Raw genomic sequence first — 18,517 nt, 5'->3', positions numbered from 1 at the left:
CCGTTTCTCTGTTATTCTTGCGATTACCCTTTCCGCTCTACGTTGATAACCATGCTGGTAAAACTGCTGCGCTCCACTCTGCTCGGTCTGGCCGTGGCAATCGTATTGATGATTGCTCTGCCCTCTCTGCGCCCCCACGGCCTGATGCCGCTGTTCAGCGAGGCGAGCTTCGAAGAGCAGCCGGTAAGCTATAATGCGGCGGTCAGACGCGCCGCGCCGGCGGTGGTCAACGTGTATAACGGCAGCATGAGCGGCAGCAACAGCGGGCTGGCGATCAAAACCCTGGGCTCCGGGGTAATCATGGATGAGAAAGGCTATATCCTGACCAACAAGCATGTGGTCAGCGCCGCCGATCAGATCGTGGTCGCCCTGCAGGATGGCCGCTGGTTCGAGGCGATGCTGGTCGGCTCCGATACCCTGACGGATCTGGCGGTGCTCAAGATCCAGGCCAGTAACCTGCCGGTGATCACCATTAATCCCAAGCGGGTACCGCATATCGGTGACGTGGTGCTGGCCATCGGCAACCCCTATAACATCGGGCAGACCACGACGCAGGGGATCATCAGCGCCACCGGGCGTGTCGGCCTGAGCACCTACGGCCATCAGAACTTCCTACAGACCGATGCCTCCATTAACCACGGCAACTCCGGCGGGGCGCTGGTCAACTCCCTCGGCGAGCTGGTCGGTATCAATACCCTCTCCCTGGATAAAAGCAACGACGGCGAGACGCCGGAGGGCATCGGGTTCGCCATTCCCACCGCCCTCGCCACCAAGATCATGAACAAGCTGATCCGCGATGGCCGGGTGATCCGCGGCTTCATCGGCATCGGCGGGCGGGAGATCGTGCCGGTGCGTAATCAGCCGGCCAGCGCCGAGCGTATTCAGGGGATTATCGTCAATAGCGTCGCCGCAAACGGGCCGGCGGCCCTGGCGGGGATCCACCCTGGCGATATCGTCCTCAACGTCAACGGGAAGCCGGCGATCAGCGCCACGGAAACGATGGATCAGGTAGCGGAAATCCGCCCGGGCAGCGAGGTGCCGGTCATCATCATGCGTAACGGCGAGCGCCTGAAGCTGAACGTGACCATCGCCGAGTTTCCCAACGTAGACTAGGGCGCATCCCGTAACGGTGCGCGTCGTCGGCGCGGGGCCAGACGCGCGTAATCAAGGCGGCGAGCGCAGGACATCGTGGGACTATGTTCAAGTCTGACAACGCAGCGTTCGTGCTTCTGACACGCGCCCCGCAGGGCTGGGGCTATTTTAGCCCCGTACGGCGTTACTCACGGTGCATTTAGGCCCGCCAAAGCTCGCCGCTCGCGCCTTGTCCTGGGCAAAATAACCGCCAGCAACGTTACCGGACACGTCCTGATCTCTCCATGCCACTGAAGCACCGCGCACCGGCGTCCGCGGCGCCGTTCAGCGCATAAAAAAGCCCCCGGCCTGACGGCGGGGGCTGTTTCACTCAGCGGCGGCGATTATTCGCCCACGCGCTCAATCCGGGCGCCCATGGCGCTCAGCTTGTCTTCGATCCGCTCATAGCCGCGATCGATATGATAAATCCGGTCTACCAGCGTGGTGCCCTGCGCGATACACCCGGCGATCACCAGGCTGGCGGAGGCGCGCAGATCCGTCGCCATCACCTGCGCGCCGGAGAGCGTTTCAACGCCGTGACAGATGGCGGTATTGCCTTCGATCTCCGCGTGCGCGCCCATGCGAATCAGCTCAGGGATGTGCATAAAGCGGTTTTCAAAGATGGTTTCCGTAATCACGCCGGTGCCTTCCGCCACCAGGTTCAACAGGCTGAACTGCGCCTGCATATCGGTCGGGAAACCCGGATGGGGCGCGGTGCGCACCGTGACCGCCTTCGGGCGCTGGCCGTGCATATCCAGCGATATCCAGTCTTCGCCCACCTCGATATCCGCCCCGACCTCACGCAGCTTGGCCAGCACCGCATCCAGGGTGTCCGGACGGGTGTGACGGCAGACGACGCGCCCGCGTGAGACCGCGGCGGCCACCAGGAACGTCCCGGTTTCGATGCGATCCGGCAGCACTCGGTAAACCCCACCGCCCAGACGCTCGACCCCTTCAATGGTAATGCGATCGGTTCCGGCCCCGCTGATCTTCGCGCCCAGCGTATTCAGGAAGCCGGCGGTATCGACGATCTCCGGCTCGCGAGCGGCATTTTCAATCACAGTGGTGCCCTGCGCCAGCGTGGCGGCGCTCATGATGGTCACGGTTGCGCCAACGCTGACCTTGTCCATCACGATATGTGCCCCCTGCAGACGCCCCTGCACGGAGGCTTTCACGTAGCCCTCCTCCAGGCGGATCTCCGCCCCCAGCTGCTCGAGGCCGGAGATGTGCAGATCCACCGGGCGAGCCCCGATGGCGCAGCCGCCCGGCAGCGAGACCTGGCCGCGGCCAAAGCGCGCCACCAGCGGCCCCAGCGCCCAAATCGAGGCACGCATGGTCTTCACCAGTTCATAGGGCGCACACAGTTCGTTGACGCCGCTGGCGTCGACGTGCACCGAGCCGTTACGCTCAACCTTGGCCCCCAGCTGACTGAGCAGCTTCATGGTGGTGTCAATGTCGCGCAGCTTGGGTACATTTTGGATCTCTACCGGCTCTTCAGCCAGCAGCGCGGCAAACAGGATCGGCAGGGCAGCGTTCTTGGCGCCGGAAATTGTCACCTCACCGTCGAGACGGGTCGGCCCCTGCAAACGAAATTTATCCATTTAATTGCGTTCTCGCTTAATCAGTTATCTACCGCCGCCCGCCCGTTGGCCGACGGCGCAAAATCACAGACCGCTCAGCTTGCGGTCGCGCTGCCACTCGTCGGGCGTATAGGCTTTGATGGTCAGCGCATGAATACGGTTGTCCGCAATGTACTCCATCAGCGGGGCGTAAACCGCCTGCTGCTGCTTAACCCGGCTCATCCCGGCAAACAGCTCACCCACTACGATAACCTGAAAATGGCTACCGTCACCGGTGACATGGACCTCTTGCAGGGCCAATGCCTTCATCAGCACGTCTTTGATTTGATCATTATTCATGGCGTTCGATTCTTTTCGGGTTACCAAGCCTATGCAATAGGCGAATAGGCTGTACATATTAGAGGAAAGTGGCGTCGGCTTAAACAGTGAAAAGCCCCCATCGGCGCCGCTGACGGGGGCTTGGTGATTATTACGAGGGATTACGCAAGGTTAGCCGAGGGCGCCGCGCACACTACGATATCCTGCAGGTTATACAGGGTTATCAGGGTACGCAGGCGCTCACTGACGCCCCGCAGCGGTATCGGCGTCTCCGGACGCAGGTTTTGCACATGCAGCAGCAGGGCCAGCCCCGCCGAATCCACCCGCGACAGCTCGCTGATATCCACACACGTGATGTCCGTCAGCAGCGTCTGGCGCTGCTGCCAGAGCGCATCCAGCGAATCGCACTCCAGCGCCCCCTGCAGGTACAGGGTCGCGTCGACGCGCCGCCAGCGCAGTTCACCCCGCGCTGTCACTGCTTGGTGTCCAGCGTAATGGGCTGTTTGGCCGCGACGATCAGCTGCTGCGTCAGGCCATCGACCCCTTTCTCGCGCAGAATGGCGGCCCATTCGTTCTGTTTGGTGGTGATCATGCTGACCCCCTCGGCAATCATGTCAAACGCCTGCCAATGGCCGGTCTGGGTATTTTTACGCCATTGGAAGTCCAGACGCACCGGCGGGCGCCCCTGATTGTCAAAGATCGTGACCCGGATAGTCACGATAGTGGCATCGCCCAGCGGACGCTCTGTGGCCACCTCATAGCGCTGGCCATGATACAGCGCCAGGGCCTGGCCATACACCTGCTCCAGATAGCTCTGGAAAGCCTTAAAGTAGGCATCGCGCTGCGCCGGCGTCGCGCCGCGGTAATACTGGCCCAGCACCAGTGCCCCGGCGTACTTCACCTGCACATAGGGCATCAGCTCTTCACGCACGATCGTGCGCAGATAGTCGGGGTCCTGCTTGATACGCGGCTGCTCGCTCTTCAGGCGGCTAAAGGTCGCGGCGGCGGCCTGATTCATCAGGGTATAAGGGTTGCTTTGGTCCAGCGTCGGCGCGGCGCTGGCCTGCGCGGAGAACCAGGGCGCCACGCACAGCAGCGCGGCCATCACAATACGTTTCAACATGTTCAACATCCTCGCTGTGATTAATGTGCGACAGGCGCCGGCGTATTGCCGGCGGGAGCGGTACTGGCGGAGGCGTTACCGTTCTCGCCGCCGCTCTTATACAGGAACTGCCCGATCAAATCCTCCAGCACGATGGCTGACTTGGTATCCTGAATAGTGCCACCGTCTTTCAGAATCGCCGTGCCCATCTCCGGATCTTCAAACCCGACGTTGAGGGCCAGATACTGCTCTCCCAGCAGGCCAGAGGTCCGGATCGCCAGGGAACTGGTGTCGGGAATATGGTTGTAGCGCTGGTCGATGTCCATCGCCACCCGCGGCAGATAGGTCTGAGTATCCAGCGAAATCTCCGCCACCCGGCCAATCACGACGCCGCCGATTTTCACCGGAGAGCGCGCCTTCAGGCCGCCGACGTTATCAAACGTAGCGTACAGGCGATACGTCGGCTCGCTCCCCAGCGATTTCACGTTGGCCACCTGTAGACAGAGGAAAACGGCGGCACACAGGGCGATCAGCATAAACAGACCGACCCACACTTCAGCTTTTTTCGTTTGCATTGCATCAATTCCCAAACATCAGTGCCGTCAGCACAAAATCCAACCCTAACACCGCCAGCGACGCATGCACGACGGTACGCGTCGTCGCTCGACTGATCCCAGCCGAGGTGGGGACCGCATCATAGCCGTTGAACAGCGCGATCCACATGACCGTAATGGCGAATACCAGGCTCTTGATCAGACAGTTCAGCAGATCGGTGCGGTAGTCCACCGCCCCCTGCATCGCCGACCAGAAGAAACCCGCGTCGATGCCTTTCCAATCTACGCCGACCACCGAGCCGCCCCAGATCCCCACGGCGACAAAGATCACCGTCAGCAGCGGCATGCTGATCACCCCAGCCCAAAAGCGCGGCGCGACCACGCGCCGCAGCGGATCAACCGCCATCATTTCTAGGCTAGAGAGCTGCTCCGTCGCCTTCATCAGGCCGATTTCCGCGGTCAGCGCCGAACCGGCGCGTCCGGCGAACAGCAGGGCGGTCACCACCGGCCCCAGTTCGCGCAGCAGCGACAGCGCCACCATCATGCCCAGGCTGGCCTCGGCGCTGTAGGTCGTCAGCACCAGATACCCCTGTAGCCCCAGCACCATGCCGATAAACAGCCCTGAGACGATAATGATCAGTAGAGACTGAACCCCGACGCTGTACAGCTGGCGGCGCAGCAGCGGCCACTGCTTGCCCGGCTCTGGCCGACCAACCAGCGCGCTGAAGAGCATCAGTCCGGCGCGACCGAAGGCGGCGCAGACCCGAATGCCACGGCGTCCAAAGGCCGCCAGTCCATTAAGCAACATGTGATGAGCCCTCTCCCGATGCCAGCAGCGCATGGCGATAGTCACCCGCCGGGTAACGGAAAGGCACCGGCCCATCGGCGATGCCGTCAAGGAACTGGCGCACCCGCGGATCCTGATTCGCACGCAGCGCCTGCCGATCGCCGTGCGCGATGACGCGCTGCTCCGCCACGATATAGGCATGGTCGGCGATACTCAGCACCTCGGGGACATCGTGCGATACCACTACGCAGGTGATGCCCAGCGCGTGATTCAGCTCGTCGATCAGCTTCACCAGCACCCCCATGGTGATCGGGTCCTGGCCGACGAAGGGCTCATCGAACAGGATCATCTGCGGATCGAGCGCGATAGCCCTGGCCAGCGCCGCCCGGCGCGCCATGCCGCCGGACAGCTCGGAGGGCATGAGGTCGGCGGCACCGCGCAGCCCCACGGCCTCCAGCTTCATCAGTACGGTGGTGCGCAGCAGGCTCTCCGGCAGCCGCGTATGCTCCCGCAGCGGAAAGGCCACGTTGTCAAACACGCTGAGATCGGTAAACAGCGCGCCGGACTGAAACAGCATGCTCATCTTCTTACGCGCTTCAAACAGTCGGCCGCGGGAGAGCGCCGGAATATTCTCTCCGTCGAACCAAATCTCCCCGCGGTCCGGACGCAGCTGGCCGCCGATCAGACGCAGCAGGGTGGTTTTACCGATCCCCGATGGCCCCATGATCGCCGTCACCTTCCCGCGCGGAACGGTCAGATTAATGTCGGTAAAAATCTGGCGATTTCCGCGGCTAAAGCTCATTCCACGGATATCCACCAGATTATTTTCCTGATGATTCATCCACAATTATTCCTGGTTATTGATCAGCTAACTCAAGCAAAACACAGCCACGTGCTTTTTCTAGGTTATTAATGCTATTTTTTCGTCACTATGACATTCAGACAGTGAATTTCCCGCCTTGATAGCAGCATAAGTTTTACTTTTATCCCGCCTACCGTCAAAATTAAGTGAATTACTTACTGCCAGCGGTATCGGTGGCCGACTGACCGCGTTCAGTTAGACGTTAGAAACTGTGTCGCCGGACACTGAGGTCCGGACTTCATTCACCCAAGGATCCTGCATGCTGCTCGCCACCCTGCTAATGCTCATCGGTTTACTACTTTTAGTGTATGGCGCAGACCGTGTGGTGTACGGCGCAGCGGCCGTTGCGCATGCGCTGGGCGTGGCTCCGCTGGTCATCGGCATGACCATCGTCAGTATGGGAACATCCCTGCCCGAATTGACCGTATCCTTGACTGCAACTCTGCATAATCAAATAGATACGGCCGTTGGTAACGTTCTGGGGTCGAACATCACCAATATCTTGCTAATCCTTGGCTGTGCGGCATTGATCCGCCCACTGTCCGTACGCTCTGATATCCTGCGTCGCGAACTGCCCCTGACCCTGGGGGCCACTATCTTGTGCGGTTTTTTGCTGTATGACAATCAGCTTAATCGTATTGATGGTGCTATTTTAATGACCTTTTTCGGCGCATTCTTATGGCTAATGCTTAAAATGGCCCACAGGGTAATGCCGGGCGGTCAGGATAGCTATGCCCGAGAGCAGATCGCGGAGCTGCCGCGGGATACCGGTCTACCGGTTGCCCTGCTGTGGATGGCGCTCGGGTTTATTATCCTGCCCTTGGCCTCTCGCATGGTGATCGACAATGCCACGGTGCTGGCCCGCTATCTGGGCGTCAGCGAACTGATCATCGGCCTGACGGTGATCGCCGTCGGCACCAGCCTCCCGGAGCTGGCAACGGCCTGCGCCGGCGCCATAAAGGGCGAGCATGATATTGTACTGGGGAATATCATTGGCTCCAACACCTTCAATATTCTGGTGGTACTGGGGATACCGGCGTTAATCGGCCCGCGCAATCCCCTCATCGACGGCGCCGCGTTCGCCCGCGACTACTGGGTTATGCTGGCCTTTACGCTGGTGCTGACCCTGCTGTGCCTGCGGCGTAGGCACAGCATCGGCCGCCTCGCGGGCGCGCTGCTATTGTGTGCGTTTATCGCCTATATCGGGCTGCTGTATACGCAGCCTTCGCTGATGTTGTATTGGGATTGACTCCCCGGGCAGGATCCGCCGAGTCAGTGGTTTTGCGAGACGTGAGAAAACAAAATGTCACATATGGAATTTCAGCCGGATTTTGATTTTCAGCAGGCAGGGAAAGATGTCCTACGTATCGAGCGAGAAGGACTGGCGCAGCTGGACCATTTCATCAACCAGGACTTCAGCCGCGCCTGTGAGGCCATGCTGCGCTGCAGCGGTAAGGTAGTGGTCATGGGGATGGGCAAATCGGGCCATATCGGGCGTAAGATTGCCGCCACCCTCGCCAGTACCGGCACCTCCGCCTTTTTTGTCCATCCAGGCGAAGCCAGCCATGGCGACCTGGGCATGGTAGAGCCGCGCGACGTCGTGCTGGCTATCTCCAACTCCGGTGAATCCCAAGAGATCCAGGCGCTCATTCCGGTCCTTAAGCGCCAGAGCGTCACGCTGATCTGCATGACCAACAATCCGGACAGCGCCATGGGCCGCGCGGCCGATATCCACCTGTGCATCCGGGTTCCGCAGGAGGCCTGCCCGCTGGGCCTGGCCCCGACCACCAGCACCACCGCCACCCTGGTGATGGGCGATGCCCTGGCCGTGGCGCTGCTGCAGGCGCGCGGCTTCACCGCGGAAGATTTTGCCCTGTCTCACCCCGGCGGCGCGCTGGGCCGCAAGCTGCTGCTGCGCGTCAGCGATATTATGCACAGCGGAGACGAGGTGCCGACGGTCTCGCCAACGGCCTCGCTGCGCGACGCCCTGCTGGAGATCACCCGCAAAAACCTGGGGCTGACGGTCATCTGCGGCCCCGATGCACATATTGACGGGATCTTTACCGACGGTGATCTGCGCCGTATATTCGATATGGGCATTGATTTAAATAATGCCAAAATCGCCGACGTCATGACCCGCGGGGGGATCCGCATTCGTCCCACGGCGCTGGCGGTCGATGCCCTGAACCTCATGCAGGATCGCCACATCACCTCGCTGCTGGTCGCCGAAAACGATCGGCTGATCGGCGTGGTGCATATGCATGATATGCTGCGCGCCGGCGTAGTCTGAAGAAACGGAGCTTGCATGCAACAGAATACCTCCCCGATTGCCACCTGCTATGGACCGGTTTCCGCCGATGTCATGGCGCGCGCCGCGCAGATCCGCCTGCTGATCTGCGACGTGGACGGCGTCTTATCCGACGGGCTGATCTACATGGGCAACCAGGGTGAAGAGCTGAAGGCGTTTAACGTCCGCGATGGCTATGGCATTCGCTGCCTGGTCACCCAGGGGATTGACGTGGCAATCATCACAGGTCGCAGTTCGCAGCTGGTGGCCGATCGGGCCGCCACGCTGGGTATCCGGCACCTGTATCAGGGGCAGTCCGACAAGCTTATCGCCTTTGAGCGCATCTTGGCCGATCTGCAGCTGGCCCCCCATCAGGCGGCCTATATCGGCGATGACCTGATCGACTGGCCGGTGATGGCACGCGTCGGACTGTCCGTCGCCGTCGCCGACGCTCACCCGCTGCTGTTGCCCAACGCGCACTACACCACCCGCATCGCCGGCGGCCGCGGTGCGGTGCGCGAGCTGTGCGACATTATCCTGCAGGCCCAGGGCAACCTGGATCAAGCCAAAGGGCTGTCGATATGAGTACGAGCAAACGCTGGGTGATCATCCTGCTGACCCTGATCGCGCTGGCGCTGATTGGCTGGAATCTGGCGGATAACTCGCCCGACGGCGCGCCGACGACGCTGGATCCCAATACGCCGAACTACCAGAGCCAGCACACCCTGACCGTCGTCTACGATCCCAGCGGCAAGCTGAGCTATAAGCTGGTGGCGCAGGATGTACAGCACTACAGCGAACAAGGCGTGACCTGGTTTACCCGGCCGGTGCTGACGACCTTCGATCCCCAGGCCGCAGCGACCTGGTCCGTTCGCGCTGACAAGGCCAAGCTAACGAACGATAACATGTTGTATCTCTATGGAAATGTAGAGGTCAATAGTTTGACGCCGACCTCGCAACTGGAAAGGATTACCACCGATAATGCGCAGGTGAATCTGGTTACTCAGGACATAAGCTCGGATGATGAGGTCACGCTGTACGGCAGCAATTTCACCTCTCATGGGTTGAAGATGCGCGGAAATATGCGGGATAAAACCGCACGGTTGATTGACAAGGTAAACACCTATTATGAAATTCAAAGCAAGCACCCTTAAACTGCGTGATCTGATCCTTGCCGGCGCCCTGCTGAGCGCCAGTGCCTCTGCGCTGGCCGTTACCGGTGATACCGATCAGCCGATCCACATCAACTCGATGCAGCAGTCGCTGGATATGCAGGGCAACGTCGCCACCTTCACCGGCGACGTGATCGTGACCCAAGGCACCATCAAGATCACCGCCGATAAGGTGGTCGTCACCCGCCCTAACGGACAGCAGGGTAGCGAAATCGTTGAGGCCTACGGTAACCCGGTCACCTTCTATCAGATGCAGGATAACGGCAAGCCGGTCGAGGGTCACAGCCAACAGCTGCGCTATGAACTGGCCAAAGACTATGTCATTCTGACCGGAAAGGCCTTTCTGAAGCAGCTCGACAGCAACATCGAGGGCGATCGGATTACCTATCTGGTGAAGCAGCAGCAGATGGAGGCCTTCAGCGATAAAGGCAAGCGCGTAACGACCGTGCTGCTGCCGTCCCAGCTGCAAGATAAAGGCAACGCCAAACCGGCGCCTCAGAAGAAGAGTAACTGATTCGTTATGGCAAGATTAATTGCGGAAAACCTGGCCAAGTCCTATAAAGGGCGCAGGGTCGTAGAGAACGTCAGTCTGACGGTAAACTCCGGCGAGATCGTCGGCCTGCTCGGCCCGAACGGCGCCGGAAAGACCACCACCTTCTACATGGTGGTCGGTATCGTGCCGCGCGATGCCGGGCGCATCATCATCGATGACGATGACATCAGCCTGCTGCCGCTGCACGCCCGCGCCCGTCGCGGCATCGGCTATCTGCCGCAGGAGGCCTCCATTTTCCGCCGCCTGAGCGTTTACGATAACCTGATGGCCGTGCTGGAGATCCGCGACGATCTCAACGCAGAGCAGCGCGCCGATCGGGCCGATGAGCTGCTGGAAGAGTTTCATATCGCCCATCTGCGCGATAACCTGGGGCAATCCCTCTCCGGCGGCGAACGGCGCCGGGTGGAGATAGCCCGCGCGCTGGCCGCCAACCCCAAGTTTATTCTGCTGGACGAACCCTTTGCCGGGGTGGATCCCATCTCCGTTATCGATATCAAAAAAATTATCGAGCACCTCCGCGATCGCGGCCTCGGGGTGCTGATCACCGACCACAACGTGCGTGAAACGCTGGACGTGTGCGAGCGGGCCTACATCGTCAGCCAGGGTAATCTGATAGCCTACGGCTCTCCCGACGAGATCCTGGCCGACGAACAGGTCAAACGCGTCTATCTGGGTGAAGAGTTCCGGCTGTAAATTGGCGAGGCGTCATATCCGCTAGGGGCGCCTTGCCATGCCGACTCTTTGTTTTTTCGCCGGCGAGCGCCGCTGCGCACCACCGGCCACCACTGTCAGCAATCAAGGAACAGAACGCGCGATTATGAAGCAAGGCTTGCAACTCAGACTCAGCCAGCAGCTGGCCATGACGCCACAGCTGCAACAGGCTATCCGCCTGCTGCAGCTCTCTACGCTGGAGCTACAGCAAGAGATCCAGCAGGCGCTGGAAAGTAACCCGCTGCTGGAGCAACTGGAGCCGAATGACGAAGCCGACGGCGATAGCGCCGACGACGAGCGCGTGCAGGATGATGCCGACGCACGCGATGACGACGACCCGCTTGATACCCGCGATGCGCTAGAACAGCGCGAAATGCCGGATGAGCTGCCGCTGGACGCCAGCTGGGATGAAATTTACACCGCCGGCACCCCCTCAGGAACAGGAACCGACTACCACGACGACGAACTGCCGGTGTTTCAGGGGGAAACGACCCAGACCCTGCAGGATTACCTGATGTGGCAGGTCGAGCTTACCCCCTTCAGCGAAACGGATCTGGCCATTGCGACCGCCATCGTGGATGCCGTCGATGACACCGGCTACCTCACGGCCTCGCTGGAGGAGATCCTAGAGAGCCTCGGCGATGAGCACGCGCTGCCGGAGGAGGTCGAAGCCGTCCTAAAGCGCATTCAGCGTTTCGATCCCGTCGGGGTTGCCGCCCGCGACCTGCGGGACTGCCTGCTGGTGCAGCTCTCCCAGTTTGCGCCAGATACCCCCTATTTAAACGAGGCGCGCAGCATTGTCGATCGCCATCTCGATCTGCTGGGCAATCACGATTTCCGAAATCTGATGCGTTCGACTAAGCTAAAGGAAGAGGTGCTCAAGGAGGCGATGCAGCTCATTCAGAGCCTCGACCCGCGGCCAGGGCTCTCGATTAATACCGGCGAGTCCGACTACGTTATCCCCGACGTGCTGGTCCATAAGCACCAGGGACGCTGGGTAGTCGAGCTCAATCAGGACAGCGTCCCGCGCCTGCACATTAACCAGCGCTACGCGGCGCTGGGCGCCCAGGCACGCAGCGACAGCGATAGCCAGTTTATCCGCAGCAATCTGCAGGAGGCCAAGTGGCTGATTAAGAGCCTGGAAAGCCGTAACGATACCCTGCTGAAGGTATCCCGCTGTATCGTCGAACAGCAGCAGGCGTTTTTCGAGCACGGCGCAGAGTCGATGAAGCCCATGGTGCTGGCCGACATCGCGCAGCAGGTAGAGATGCATGAGTCGACGATTTCCCGCGTGACGACGCAGAAGTTCCTGCACAGCCCGCGGGGGATCTTTGAACTGAAGTATTTCTTCTCCAGCCACGTCAATACCGAGGATGGTGGCGAAGCCTCCTCCACGGCGATCCGGGCACTGGTGAAGAAACTGATAGCGGCGGAAAATCCGGCGAAGCCTCTGAGCGACAGCAAACTTACCACCCTGCTGGCGGATCAGGGTATCATGGTCGCCCGGCGTACCGTTGCAAAATACCGAGAGTCTTTGTCCATTCCACCGTCTAACCAGCGTAAGCAGCTGGTGTGACACACCGAGAAGGAAGACATGATGCAGCTCAACATTACTGGACACCATCTTGAAATTACTGACGCTATCCGTCAGTTTGTCAGCGAGAAATTTGCCAAACTTGAGCAGTATTTTGACCGGATCAATCAGGTCAACGTCACTCTCAGTATTGAAAAGGTCGATCATATCGCCGAAGCAACGGTGTTTATCAACGGGGGAGAGCTGCACGCCTCGGCCCAGCAGGAAGACATGTACGCCGCTATCGATATCCTGATAGACAAACTGGCCCGCCAGTTAAACAAGCATAAAGACAAACTGAAACAACATTAACACTGCCTTATGGCTGGCACGCCAGCCTACCGACCGGCGGCCTACCCTGCAAGGGTGGGCCGTTTAAGCCTTAGGGGCTCCGCGTCGCCGGCACACAGCAGCCTTTTTGAAAAAACACCATGAGTAATGACTTAACTATGCCCTTAAGCGTCGTGCTGACTCCTGAATGCACGCGCAACGCCGTCCACTGCGCCAGCAAGAAGCGCGTATTGGAAATCATCAGCGAACTGGCTGCCGCCCAGCTCAACCTGCCGACTCAGGTCGTCTTCGACGCCATCCTGACCCGGGAGCGCATGGGCAGTACCGGGATCGGCAACGGGATCGCTATCCCCCACGGCAAGCTGGAAGAGGATACCCTGCGCGCCATCGCCGTCTTTATTCACCTCGATCAGCCTATCAACTTCGACGCCATTGACAATCAGCCGGTCGACCTGCTGTTTGCCCTGCTGGTACCGGCAGATCAGTGCAAAACACACCTGCAAACCCTATCGCTGATGGCACAAAAGCTCTCGGATAAGGGCGTTTGCCGCCGCCTGCGCGCGGCGCAAAGCGATGAAGATCTGTACCAGATCATCACCGAATGATCCTCGCCAGCGCGATCCGAGGCTATCGCTGACGATCCGGGCTTGATAGTATGATGAGTGGGCAGGCAATACCGACCCGCGTAACAATAACAACAGGGGAGTGGTGATATGGTGCTGATGATTGTCAGCGGCCGTTCCGGTTCAGGGAAATCCGTGGCCTTACGCGCCTTGGAAGATATGGGATTCTACTGCGTCGATAACCTACCGGTCGAGCTACTGCCGGAGCTGGCGCGCACGCTGGCCACCCGGGATACCTCCGCGGCGGTCAGCATTGACGTACGTAACATGCCCGAATCGCCGGAGGTGCTGGAAACGGCGATGGACCATCTGCCGGAGAGCTTTACGCCGCAGCTGCTGTTCCTTGATGCCGATCGCAATACGCTGATCCGCCGCTACAGCGATACCCGGCGCCTACATCCTCTGTCCAGCAAAAACCTGTCGTTGGAAAACGCCATCGATCAGGAGAACGAGCTGCTGGAGCCGCTGCGTTCCCGCGCCGATCTCATCATCGACACGTCGGAAATGTCGGTGCATGAGCTGGCGGAGATGCTGCGCGCCCGTCTGCTGGGCAAGCGCGAGCGCGAGCTGACCATGGTATTCGAATCCTTCGGCTTTAAACACGGTATTCCCATCGACGCCGACTATGTTTTCGATGTCCGTTTCCTGCCTAACCCCCACTGGGATCCCAAGCTGCGGCCGATGACCGGGCTAGATAAACCGGTGGCGGCGTTCCTCGATCGCCACACCGAGGTACACAACTTTATCTACCAGACCCGCAGCTACCTTGAACAGTGGCTGCCGGCGCTGGAGAACAATAACCGTAGCTACCTGACGGTAGCCATCGGCTGCACCGGCGGTAAGCACCGCTCGGTCTACGTCGCCGAGCAGCTGGCGGACTACTTCCGCTCGCGCGGCAAGAACGTGCAGTCCCGTCACCGCACCCTGGAAAAACGCAGGTAGGCCGACCATGAGCGTGACGCAAACCGTAGAGATCAAAAACCGCCTGGGTATGCATGCCCGCCCGGCCATGAAGCTGTTCGAGCTGGTGCAAACCTTCGATGCCGACGTCATTCTGCGCAATGAAAACGGCATCGAGGCCGAAGCCAACAGCGTGATAGCCCTACTGATGCTCGACTCCGCGCAGGGGGGGCAGATAGAGATTCAGGCCACCGGCCCAGACGAGCGCCAGGCGCTGGACGCCGTCGTCTCGCTATTCAACGCCGGCTTCGACGAAGAGTAGCCCCGGCCGGCCGGGGACTCCCCAATTTGTGAGCCAGCTCTCTTTTAAAAGCCCTATCGGCTTACTATGATCGCATCATGAATAGCCCTCGCCGCCCATGTCGGAACGGTGAGGGTTTTCTTTTGTGACGAGACAGGACGCAGCCATGCGTCATACCATGGAGAGAACAATGTCCCGACCAGCCATTATCATCAATGAATTGGACGCTGAACGCCTCGACAGGCTGCTGGAGCGGCCGGCCTTTGCCGCTCAGCCCGTCGCCCAGGCGCTGAATGAAGAGCTCGATCGCGCCCAGCTGCTGGCACCGGCGGCGATGCCCGCCGACGTCGTGACCATGAACAGCCGCGTACGCTTCCGCGATCTGAATACCAATGAAGAGCATGTCCGCACCCTGGTGTATCCCCATCTGCAGGATAGCGCTGAAGACGGTCTGTCCGTGATGGCGCCGATCGGCGCCGCGCTGCTGGGGCTGCGCGTCGGCGACGCGATTCGCTGGACGCTGCCCAACGGCAATCAGACCCATATTGAAGTGCTGGCGCTGCTGTACCAGCCGGAGGCGGCCGGCGAGCTGCTGCGCTAAGGCTCACGCCCGCCGCGGCGGGCGTTTACGACGACCTACTCCCCGCCGCGGCGCCCCGGCAGCATCGCGCCGATCAGATTCCGCCGCAGCCAAAACGACATCGCAAATACCGCCGCGATGTGCACGCAAACCACCAGCGTCAACGCATCGACCAACCAAACATGCCATACGTCCAGCGGCCAGCGAAAAGCCAGGTCGTTCCCCTGCCCCCAGCCCGTCAGCGCAATCAGTAACAGCAGCAGCCAGGTTGCCCAGATACCGATTGCGCCCAATGGGTTGTGGTGCGGCGCCTGCGGCACCGTACGGGTGCGCAGCTCATGCAGATGGTGGATCAGCGCACTCGGCGTTGGAATGAACGCCGACAGACGCGCCGCCCCACGCGCCCACGTCACGCCCCACAGCAGGCGCAGCAGCACCAGCCCGGCAACCATCAGGCCAATGAGCTGGTGCGGCGTACTACCGGGCACCGTCAGATACAGGCGGTTACACAGAAAGCCCAGCGCCACGCTCCAGTGCGTCAGGCGCACGACGGCATCCCAATGCATCGAGGCTTAACGGTACTTTTTATGGTAGACGTTGCGCGTCTGCAGCATCTGCTGCGCCTCGGTCTTCGCCTGATCCAGCTGGCCAGCGTCCGCCAGCTTCTCCGCCTTGTCTATCTGACCGATCAGCAGATCCAGACCGTGACGATAATCCTTCATGTCCGCACTGTCAGACGCCTGTCCCTGCAGCTTGCTGGGTGCCTCTGACTTCGCCGCCGTCGCCGCCGCACGCATCGCCGTCAGCGCCTGCTTAAAGTCCTGCGCCGTCGTTGCCTGCTGCGCCTGTCGATAGCTTTGATTGATGACATCCATATCTTCGCTTACGCTGGCCGCCTGTGCCAGGGCACTGCCCGCCATCATCGCCAAACCCGCCAATGCCAATACGCTCTTACGCATGCTTACACCCTCACGTTTTATTAACATTTAATCACGCTAATAAACATAAAGAGTCTAGGGGAAATAGGCAAGCCTCTGACAGAAGCAACGATGATGGTATTACCTATCGCTGCACAAAAACAAAAAGGGGACCCCTAGGGTCCCCTTACGCTCGCGGCGAACGCGCTGCGCGTTATGCCTGCTCCTGGTCACCCAGCAGCACAGACTCCAGCGCGATTTCGATCATGTCGTTGAACGTCGTCTGACGCTCCGCGGCCGTGGTCTGCTCGTGGGTACGGATATGGTCAGAAACGGTGCAGATGGTCAGCGCTTTCGCGCCAAACTCCGCGGCTACGCCGTAGATCCCGGCGGCTTCCATCTCTACGCCCAGAATGCCATATTTCTCCATCACGTCGAACATGGTCGGATCCGGAGAGTAGAACAGATCGGCGGAGAACAGGTTGCCCACGCGGACATCGATCCCCTTCGCCTTGGCGGCATCGGCCGCATTACGCACCATGTCGAAGTCAGCGATGGCGGCAAAGTCGTTGTCTTTAAAGCGCAGACGGTTCACCTTGGAGTCGGTGCAGGCGCCCATACCGATCACGACGTCGCGCAGCTTCACGTCCATACGGACGGCGCCGCAGGAGCCTACGCGGATGATTTTCTTCACGCCGAAGTCGGTGATCAGCTCTTTGGCATAGATGGAGCAGGAAGGGATCCCCATGCCATGGCCCATAACGGAGATCTTACGGCCCTTATAGGTCCCGGTGAACCCCAGCATACCGCGCACGTTGTTGACCTGGCGGACATCCTGCAAAAAGGTTTCTGCAATGTGTTTCGCACGCAGCGGATCGCCCGGCATCAGAACGACATCGGCAAAATCACCCATTTCGGCATTAATATGCGGCGTAGCCATAACTTTAATCCTTCTCTCTTAACGCAATAGACAAGAAAGCGCCATCCTCATGGATGGCGCTGACAATCAGAACATCGGCTTACCGTAAGCCATCGGCGACAGCCCGAAATAGTGGGCGACGGTCTGGCCGATATCGGCGAAAGTATCGCGCTCACCCAGGGAGCCCGGCTTCACCTTCGGCCCGTAGACCAGCACCGGAATGTGTTCGCGGGTATGATCGCTGCCATGCCAGGTCGGATCGCAGCCGTGGTCCGCGGTGAGGATCAGGATATCATCCTCTTTCACCAGCGCCAGCATCTCCGGCAAACGGCGGTCGAACAGCTCCAGCGCGGCGGCATAGCCAGCCACATCGCGACGGTGACCATACGAGGAGTCGAAGTCGACGAAGTTAGTAAAGACAATGGTGTCATTCCCCGCCTGACGCATCTCCTGCAGCGTGGCGTCAAACAGCGCATCGATACCGGTCGCCTTCACTTTCTTGGTGATACCGACGTTGGCATAGATATCGGCAATTTTACCGATGGATACCACTTCGCCCTGCTTTTCATCCACCAACTTCTTCAGCATGGTCGGTGCCGGCGGCTCTACCGCGAGATCATGGCGGTTGCCGGTGCGCTGGAAATGACCGGCTTTGTCGCCGACGAACGGCCGGGCGATAACGCGCCCGATGTTATAGCCGCCCTTGTTCAGTTCATCGCGCGCAATCTCGCACAATTCATACAGTCTTTCCAGCCCGAATGTCTCTTCGTGGCAGGCGATCTGGAACACCGAGTCTGCGGAGGTGTAAAAAATCGGCTTACCGCTCTTCATGTGCTCCTCGCCCAGCTGATCGAGGATCACCGTACCGGACGAGTGGCAGTTGCCCAGGTAACCCGGCAGATTGGCGCGCTCGACCAGCGTATCCAGCAGCGCCTGCGGGAAACTGTTCTGATGATCGTGGAAATACCCCCAGTCAAACAGCACCGGGACACCGGCGATTTCCCAGTGGCCTGACGGCGTATCTTTACCAGAGGAGAGTTCGTTGGCATAACCATAGGCACCGATAATCTCAGCGTTTTCATCCAACCCTTCCGGAAAACGGCCGGTTGACGCCAACGCAGCTTTACCCAGCCCCAGACGGCACAGGTTCGGTAGATGCAGCGGCCCCTGGCGCCCGATATCAGCCTCACCGCGTGCACAGGCACGGGCAATGTGGCCCAGGGTATCGGCGCCTTCGTCGCCAAAGCTTTTTGCATCCTTGGCCTCACCGATGCCAAAGGAATCCAGTACCATGATAAATGCACGTTTCATCTTACTCTCCCGCGCTTGCGCGCCAAGCGCCCGAACGGCGTCACG

At 60.0% G+C, this 18,517-nt stretch carries 24 protein-coding genes; 13 read left to right on the top strand and 11 right to left on the bottom strand.

Features of this window, described 5'->3' with window-relative positions; genetic code table 11:
* The first annotated feature begins 51 nt into the window (after positions 1 to 51).
* Entirely contained in the window at positions 52 to 1,113 is a 1,062-nt protein-coding gene (gene degS / locus BRD58_RS02810) for an outer membrane-stress sensor serine endopeptidase DegS (protein ID WP_012847383.1), read from the top strand.
* A gap of 362 nt (positions 1,114 to 1,475) precedes the next feature.
* Here the strand turns inward: degS and murA are convergent, their stop codons facing one another.
* The 7 genes from murA to mlaF form a co-directional block, all read right to left on the bottom strand.
* Positions 1,476 to 2,732, bottom strand: a complete 1,257-nt coding sequence (murA, locus tag BRD58_RS02805; RefSeq protein ID WP_073381534.1) for a UDP-N-acetylglucosamine 1-carboxyvinyltransferase — start codon at positions 2,730 to 2,732, stop codon at positions 1,476 to 1,478.
* 63 nt (positions 2,733 to 2,795) lie between these two features.
* Positions 2,796 to 3,050: a BolA family iron metabolism protein IbaG gene (ibaG, locus tag BRD58_RS02800; RefSeq protein ID WP_012847381.1), complete on the bottom strand. Its 255-nt coding sequence runs from the start codon at positions 3,048 to 3,050 to the stop codon at positions 2,796 to 2,798.
* Positions 3,051 to 3,190: 140 nt separating this feature from the next.
* On the bottom strand, positions 3,191 to 3,505 hold the full coding sequence (mlaB, locus tag BRD58_RS02795) for a lipid asymmetry maintenance protein MlaB (RefSeq protein ID WP_012847380.1): 315 nt from the start codon (positions 3,503 to 3,505) through the stop codon (positions 3,191 to 3,193).
* The gene (mlaC, locus tag BRD58_RS02790) at positions 3,502 to 4,152 is read right to left on the bottom strand and encodes a phospholipid-binding protein MlaC (RefSeq protein ID WP_073381533.1); all 651 of its coding nucleotides are present in this window, start codon (positions 4,150 to 4,152) and stop codon (positions 3,502 to 3,504) included. The genes mlaB and mlaC overlap by 4 nt, the downstream gene beginning before the upstream one ends.
* Before the next feature lie 20 nt (positions 4,153 to 4,172).
* Positions 4,173 to 4,706: an outer membrane lipid asymmetry maintenance protein MlaD gene (gene mlaD / locus BRD58_RS02785; RefSeq protein WP_069578165.1), complete on the bottom strand. Its 534-nt coding sequence runs from the start codon at positions 4,704 to 4,706 to the stop codon at positions 4,173 to 4,175.
* A gap of 4 nt (positions 4,707 to 4,710) precedes the next feature.
* Entirely contained in the window at positions 4,711 to 5,493 is a 783-nt protein-coding gene (gene mlaE / locus BRD58_RS02780) for a lipid asymmetry maintenance ABC transporter permease subunit MlaE (protein WP_012847377.1), read from the bottom strand.
* Positions 5,483 to 6,313, bottom strand: coding sequence for a phospholipid ABC transporter ATP-binding protein MlaF (gene mlaF / locus BRD58_RS02775; protein ID WP_012847376.1), 831 nt, complete (start codon positions 6,311 to 6,313; stop codon positions 5,483 to 5,485). The genes mlaE and mlaF overlap by 11 nt, the downstream gene beginning before the upstream one ends.
* A gap of 280 nt (positions 6,314 to 6,593) precedes the next feature.
* Here mlaF and BRD58_RS02770 point away from each other — a divergent pair, with 280 nt between their 5' ends.
* From BRD58_RS02770 to rnk, 12 genes are all read left to right on the top strand, one after another.
* Positions 6,594 to 7,583: a calcium/sodium antiporter gene (locus BRD58_RS02770; RefSeq protein WP_012847375.1), complete on the top strand. Its 990-nt coding sequence runs from the start codon at positions 6,594 to 6,596 to the stop codon at positions 7,581 to 7,583.
* Positions 7,584 to 7,637: 54 nt separating this feature from the next.
* Positions 7,638 to 8,624: an arabinose-5-phosphate isomerase KdsD gene (kdsD, locus tag BRD58_RS02765; protein ID WP_012847374.1), complete on the top strand. Its 987-nt coding sequence runs from the start codon at positions 7,638 to 7,640 to the stop codon at positions 8,622 to 8,624.
* Positions 8,625 to 8,639: 15 nt separating this feature from the next.
* Positions 8,640 to 9,206 carry a 3-deoxy-manno-octulosonate-8-phosphatase KdsC gene (gene kdsC / locus BRD58_RS02760; protein ID WP_012847373.1) on the top strand — a complete coding sequence of 189 codons (567 nt, stop codon included), beginning with the start codon at positions 8,640 to 8,642 and terminating at the stop codon, positions 9,204 to 9,206.
* On the top strand, positions 9,203 to 9,775 hold the full coding sequence (gene lptC, locus BRD58_RS02755; protein ID WP_015460892.1) for an LPS export ABC transporter periplasmic protein LptC: 573 nt from the start codon (positions 9,203 to 9,205) through the stop codon (positions 9,773 to 9,775). The genes kdsC and lptC overlap by 4 nt, the downstream gene beginning before the upstream one ends.
* A complete protein-coding gene (gene lptA / locus BRD58_RS02750; RefSeq protein WP_012847371.1) occupies positions 9,750 to 10,307 on the top strand; it encodes a lipopolysaccharide ABC transporter substrate-binding protein LptA in 558 nt (185 codons plus the stop codon). Before lptC ends, lptA begins: the two co-directional genes overlap by 26 nt.
* A gap of 6 nt (positions 10,308 to 10,313) precedes the next feature.
* Positions 10,314 to 11,039: an LPS export ABC transporter ATP-binding protein gene (gene lptB / locus BRD58_RS02745; protein WP_012847370.1), complete on the top strand. Its 726-nt coding sequence runs from the start codon at positions 10,314 to 10,316 to the stop codon at positions 11,037 to 11,039.
* A 124-nt stretch (positions 11,040 to 11,163) separates the two neighbouring features.
* The gene (gene rpoN, locus BRD58_RS02740) at positions 11,164 to 12,633 is read left to right on the top strand and encodes an RNA polymerase factor sigma-54 (protein WP_034168337.1); all 1,470 of its coding nucleotides are present in this window, start codon (positions 11,164 to 11,166) and stop codon (positions 12,631 to 12,633) included.
* A gap of 21 nt (positions 12,634 to 12,654) precedes the next feature.
* On the top strand, positions 12,655 to 12,942 hold the full coding sequence (gene hpf, locus BRD58_RS02735; protein ID WP_012847368.1) for a ribosome hibernation promoting factor: 288 nt from the start codon (positions 12,655 to 12,657) through the stop codon (positions 12,940 to 12,942).
* A 119-nt stretch (positions 12,943 to 13,061) separates the two neighbouring features.
* Positions 13,062 to 13,526: a PTS IIA-like nitrogen regulatory protein PtsN gene (ptsN, locus tag BRD58_RS02730; protein ID WP_071818497.1), complete on the top strand. Its 465-nt coding sequence runs from the start codon at positions 13,062 to 13,064 to the stop codon at positions 13,524 to 13,526.
* A gap of 108 nt (positions 13,527 to 13,634) precedes the next feature.
* The gene (gene rapZ, locus BRD58_RS02725; protein ID WP_012847366.1) at positions 13,635 to 14,486 is read left to right on the top strand and encodes an RNase adapter RapZ; all 852 of its coding nucleotides are present in this window, start codon (positions 13,635 to 13,637) and stop codon (positions 14,484 to 14,486) included.
* A 7-nt stretch (positions 14,487 to 14,493) separates the two neighbouring features.
* Positions 14,494 to 14,766, top strand: a complete 273-nt coding sequence (npr, locus tag BRD58_RS02720) for a PTS phosphocarrier protein NPr (protein ID WP_012847365.1) — start codon at positions 14,494 to 14,496, stop codon at positions 14,764 to 14,766.
* Between the two features lie 169 nt (positions 14,767 to 14,935).
* Entirely contained in the window at positions 14,936 to 15,346 is a 411-nt protein-coding gene (gene rnk, locus BRD58_RS02715) for a nucleoside diphosphate kinase regulator (RefSeq protein WP_012847364.1), read from the top strand.
* Positions 15,347 to 15,381: 35 nt separating this feature from the next.
* Here rnk and BRD58_RS02710 read toward each other — a convergent pair whose 3' ends face one another.
* The 4 genes from BRD58_RS02710 to deoB all read right to left on the bottom strand — a co-directional run bounded on the left by BRD58_RS02710 (position 15,382) and on the right by deoB (position 18,472).
* Complete coding sequence (locus BRD58_RS02710; protein WP_073381532.1) at positions 15,382 to 15,891, bottom strand: cytochrome b/b6 domain-containing protein; 510 nt, start codon at positions 15,889 to 15,891, stop codon at positions 15,382 to 15,384.
* 6 nt (positions 15,892 to 15,897) lie between these two features.
* A complete protein-coding gene (gene cybC, locus BRD58_RS02705) occupies positions 15,898 to 16,284 on the bottom strand; it encodes a cytochrome b562 (protein ID WP_012847362.1) in 387 nt (128 codons plus the stop codon).
* 172 nt (positions 16,285 to 16,456) lie between these two features.
* On the bottom strand, positions 16,457 to 17,182 hold the full coding sequence (gene deoD, locus BRD58_RS02700) for a purine-nucleoside phosphorylase (RefSeq protein WP_012847361.1): 726 nt from the start codon (positions 17,180 to 17,182) through the stop codon (positions 16,457 to 16,459).
* A gap of 66 nt (positions 17,183 to 17,248) precedes the next feature.
* The gene (deoB, locus tag BRD58_RS02695; protein WP_073381531.1) at positions 17,249 to 18,472 is read right to left on the bottom strand and encodes a phosphopentomutase; all 1,224 of its coding nucleotides are present in this window, start codon (positions 18,470 to 18,472) and stop codon (positions 17,249 to 17,251) included.
* Positions 18,473 to 18,517: the final 45 nt, after the last annotated feature.

This window comes from Edwardsiella piscicida (assembly GCF_001896205.1).
In the GTDB taxonomy this organism is placed as follows: domain Bacteria; phylum Pseudomonadota; class Gammaproteobacteria; order Enterobacterales; family Enterobacteriaceae; genus Edwardsiella; species Edwardsiella piscicida.
Note: the sequence above shows the minus strand (reverse complement) of the source record. Positions and strands in the feature narration are given on the sequence as shown.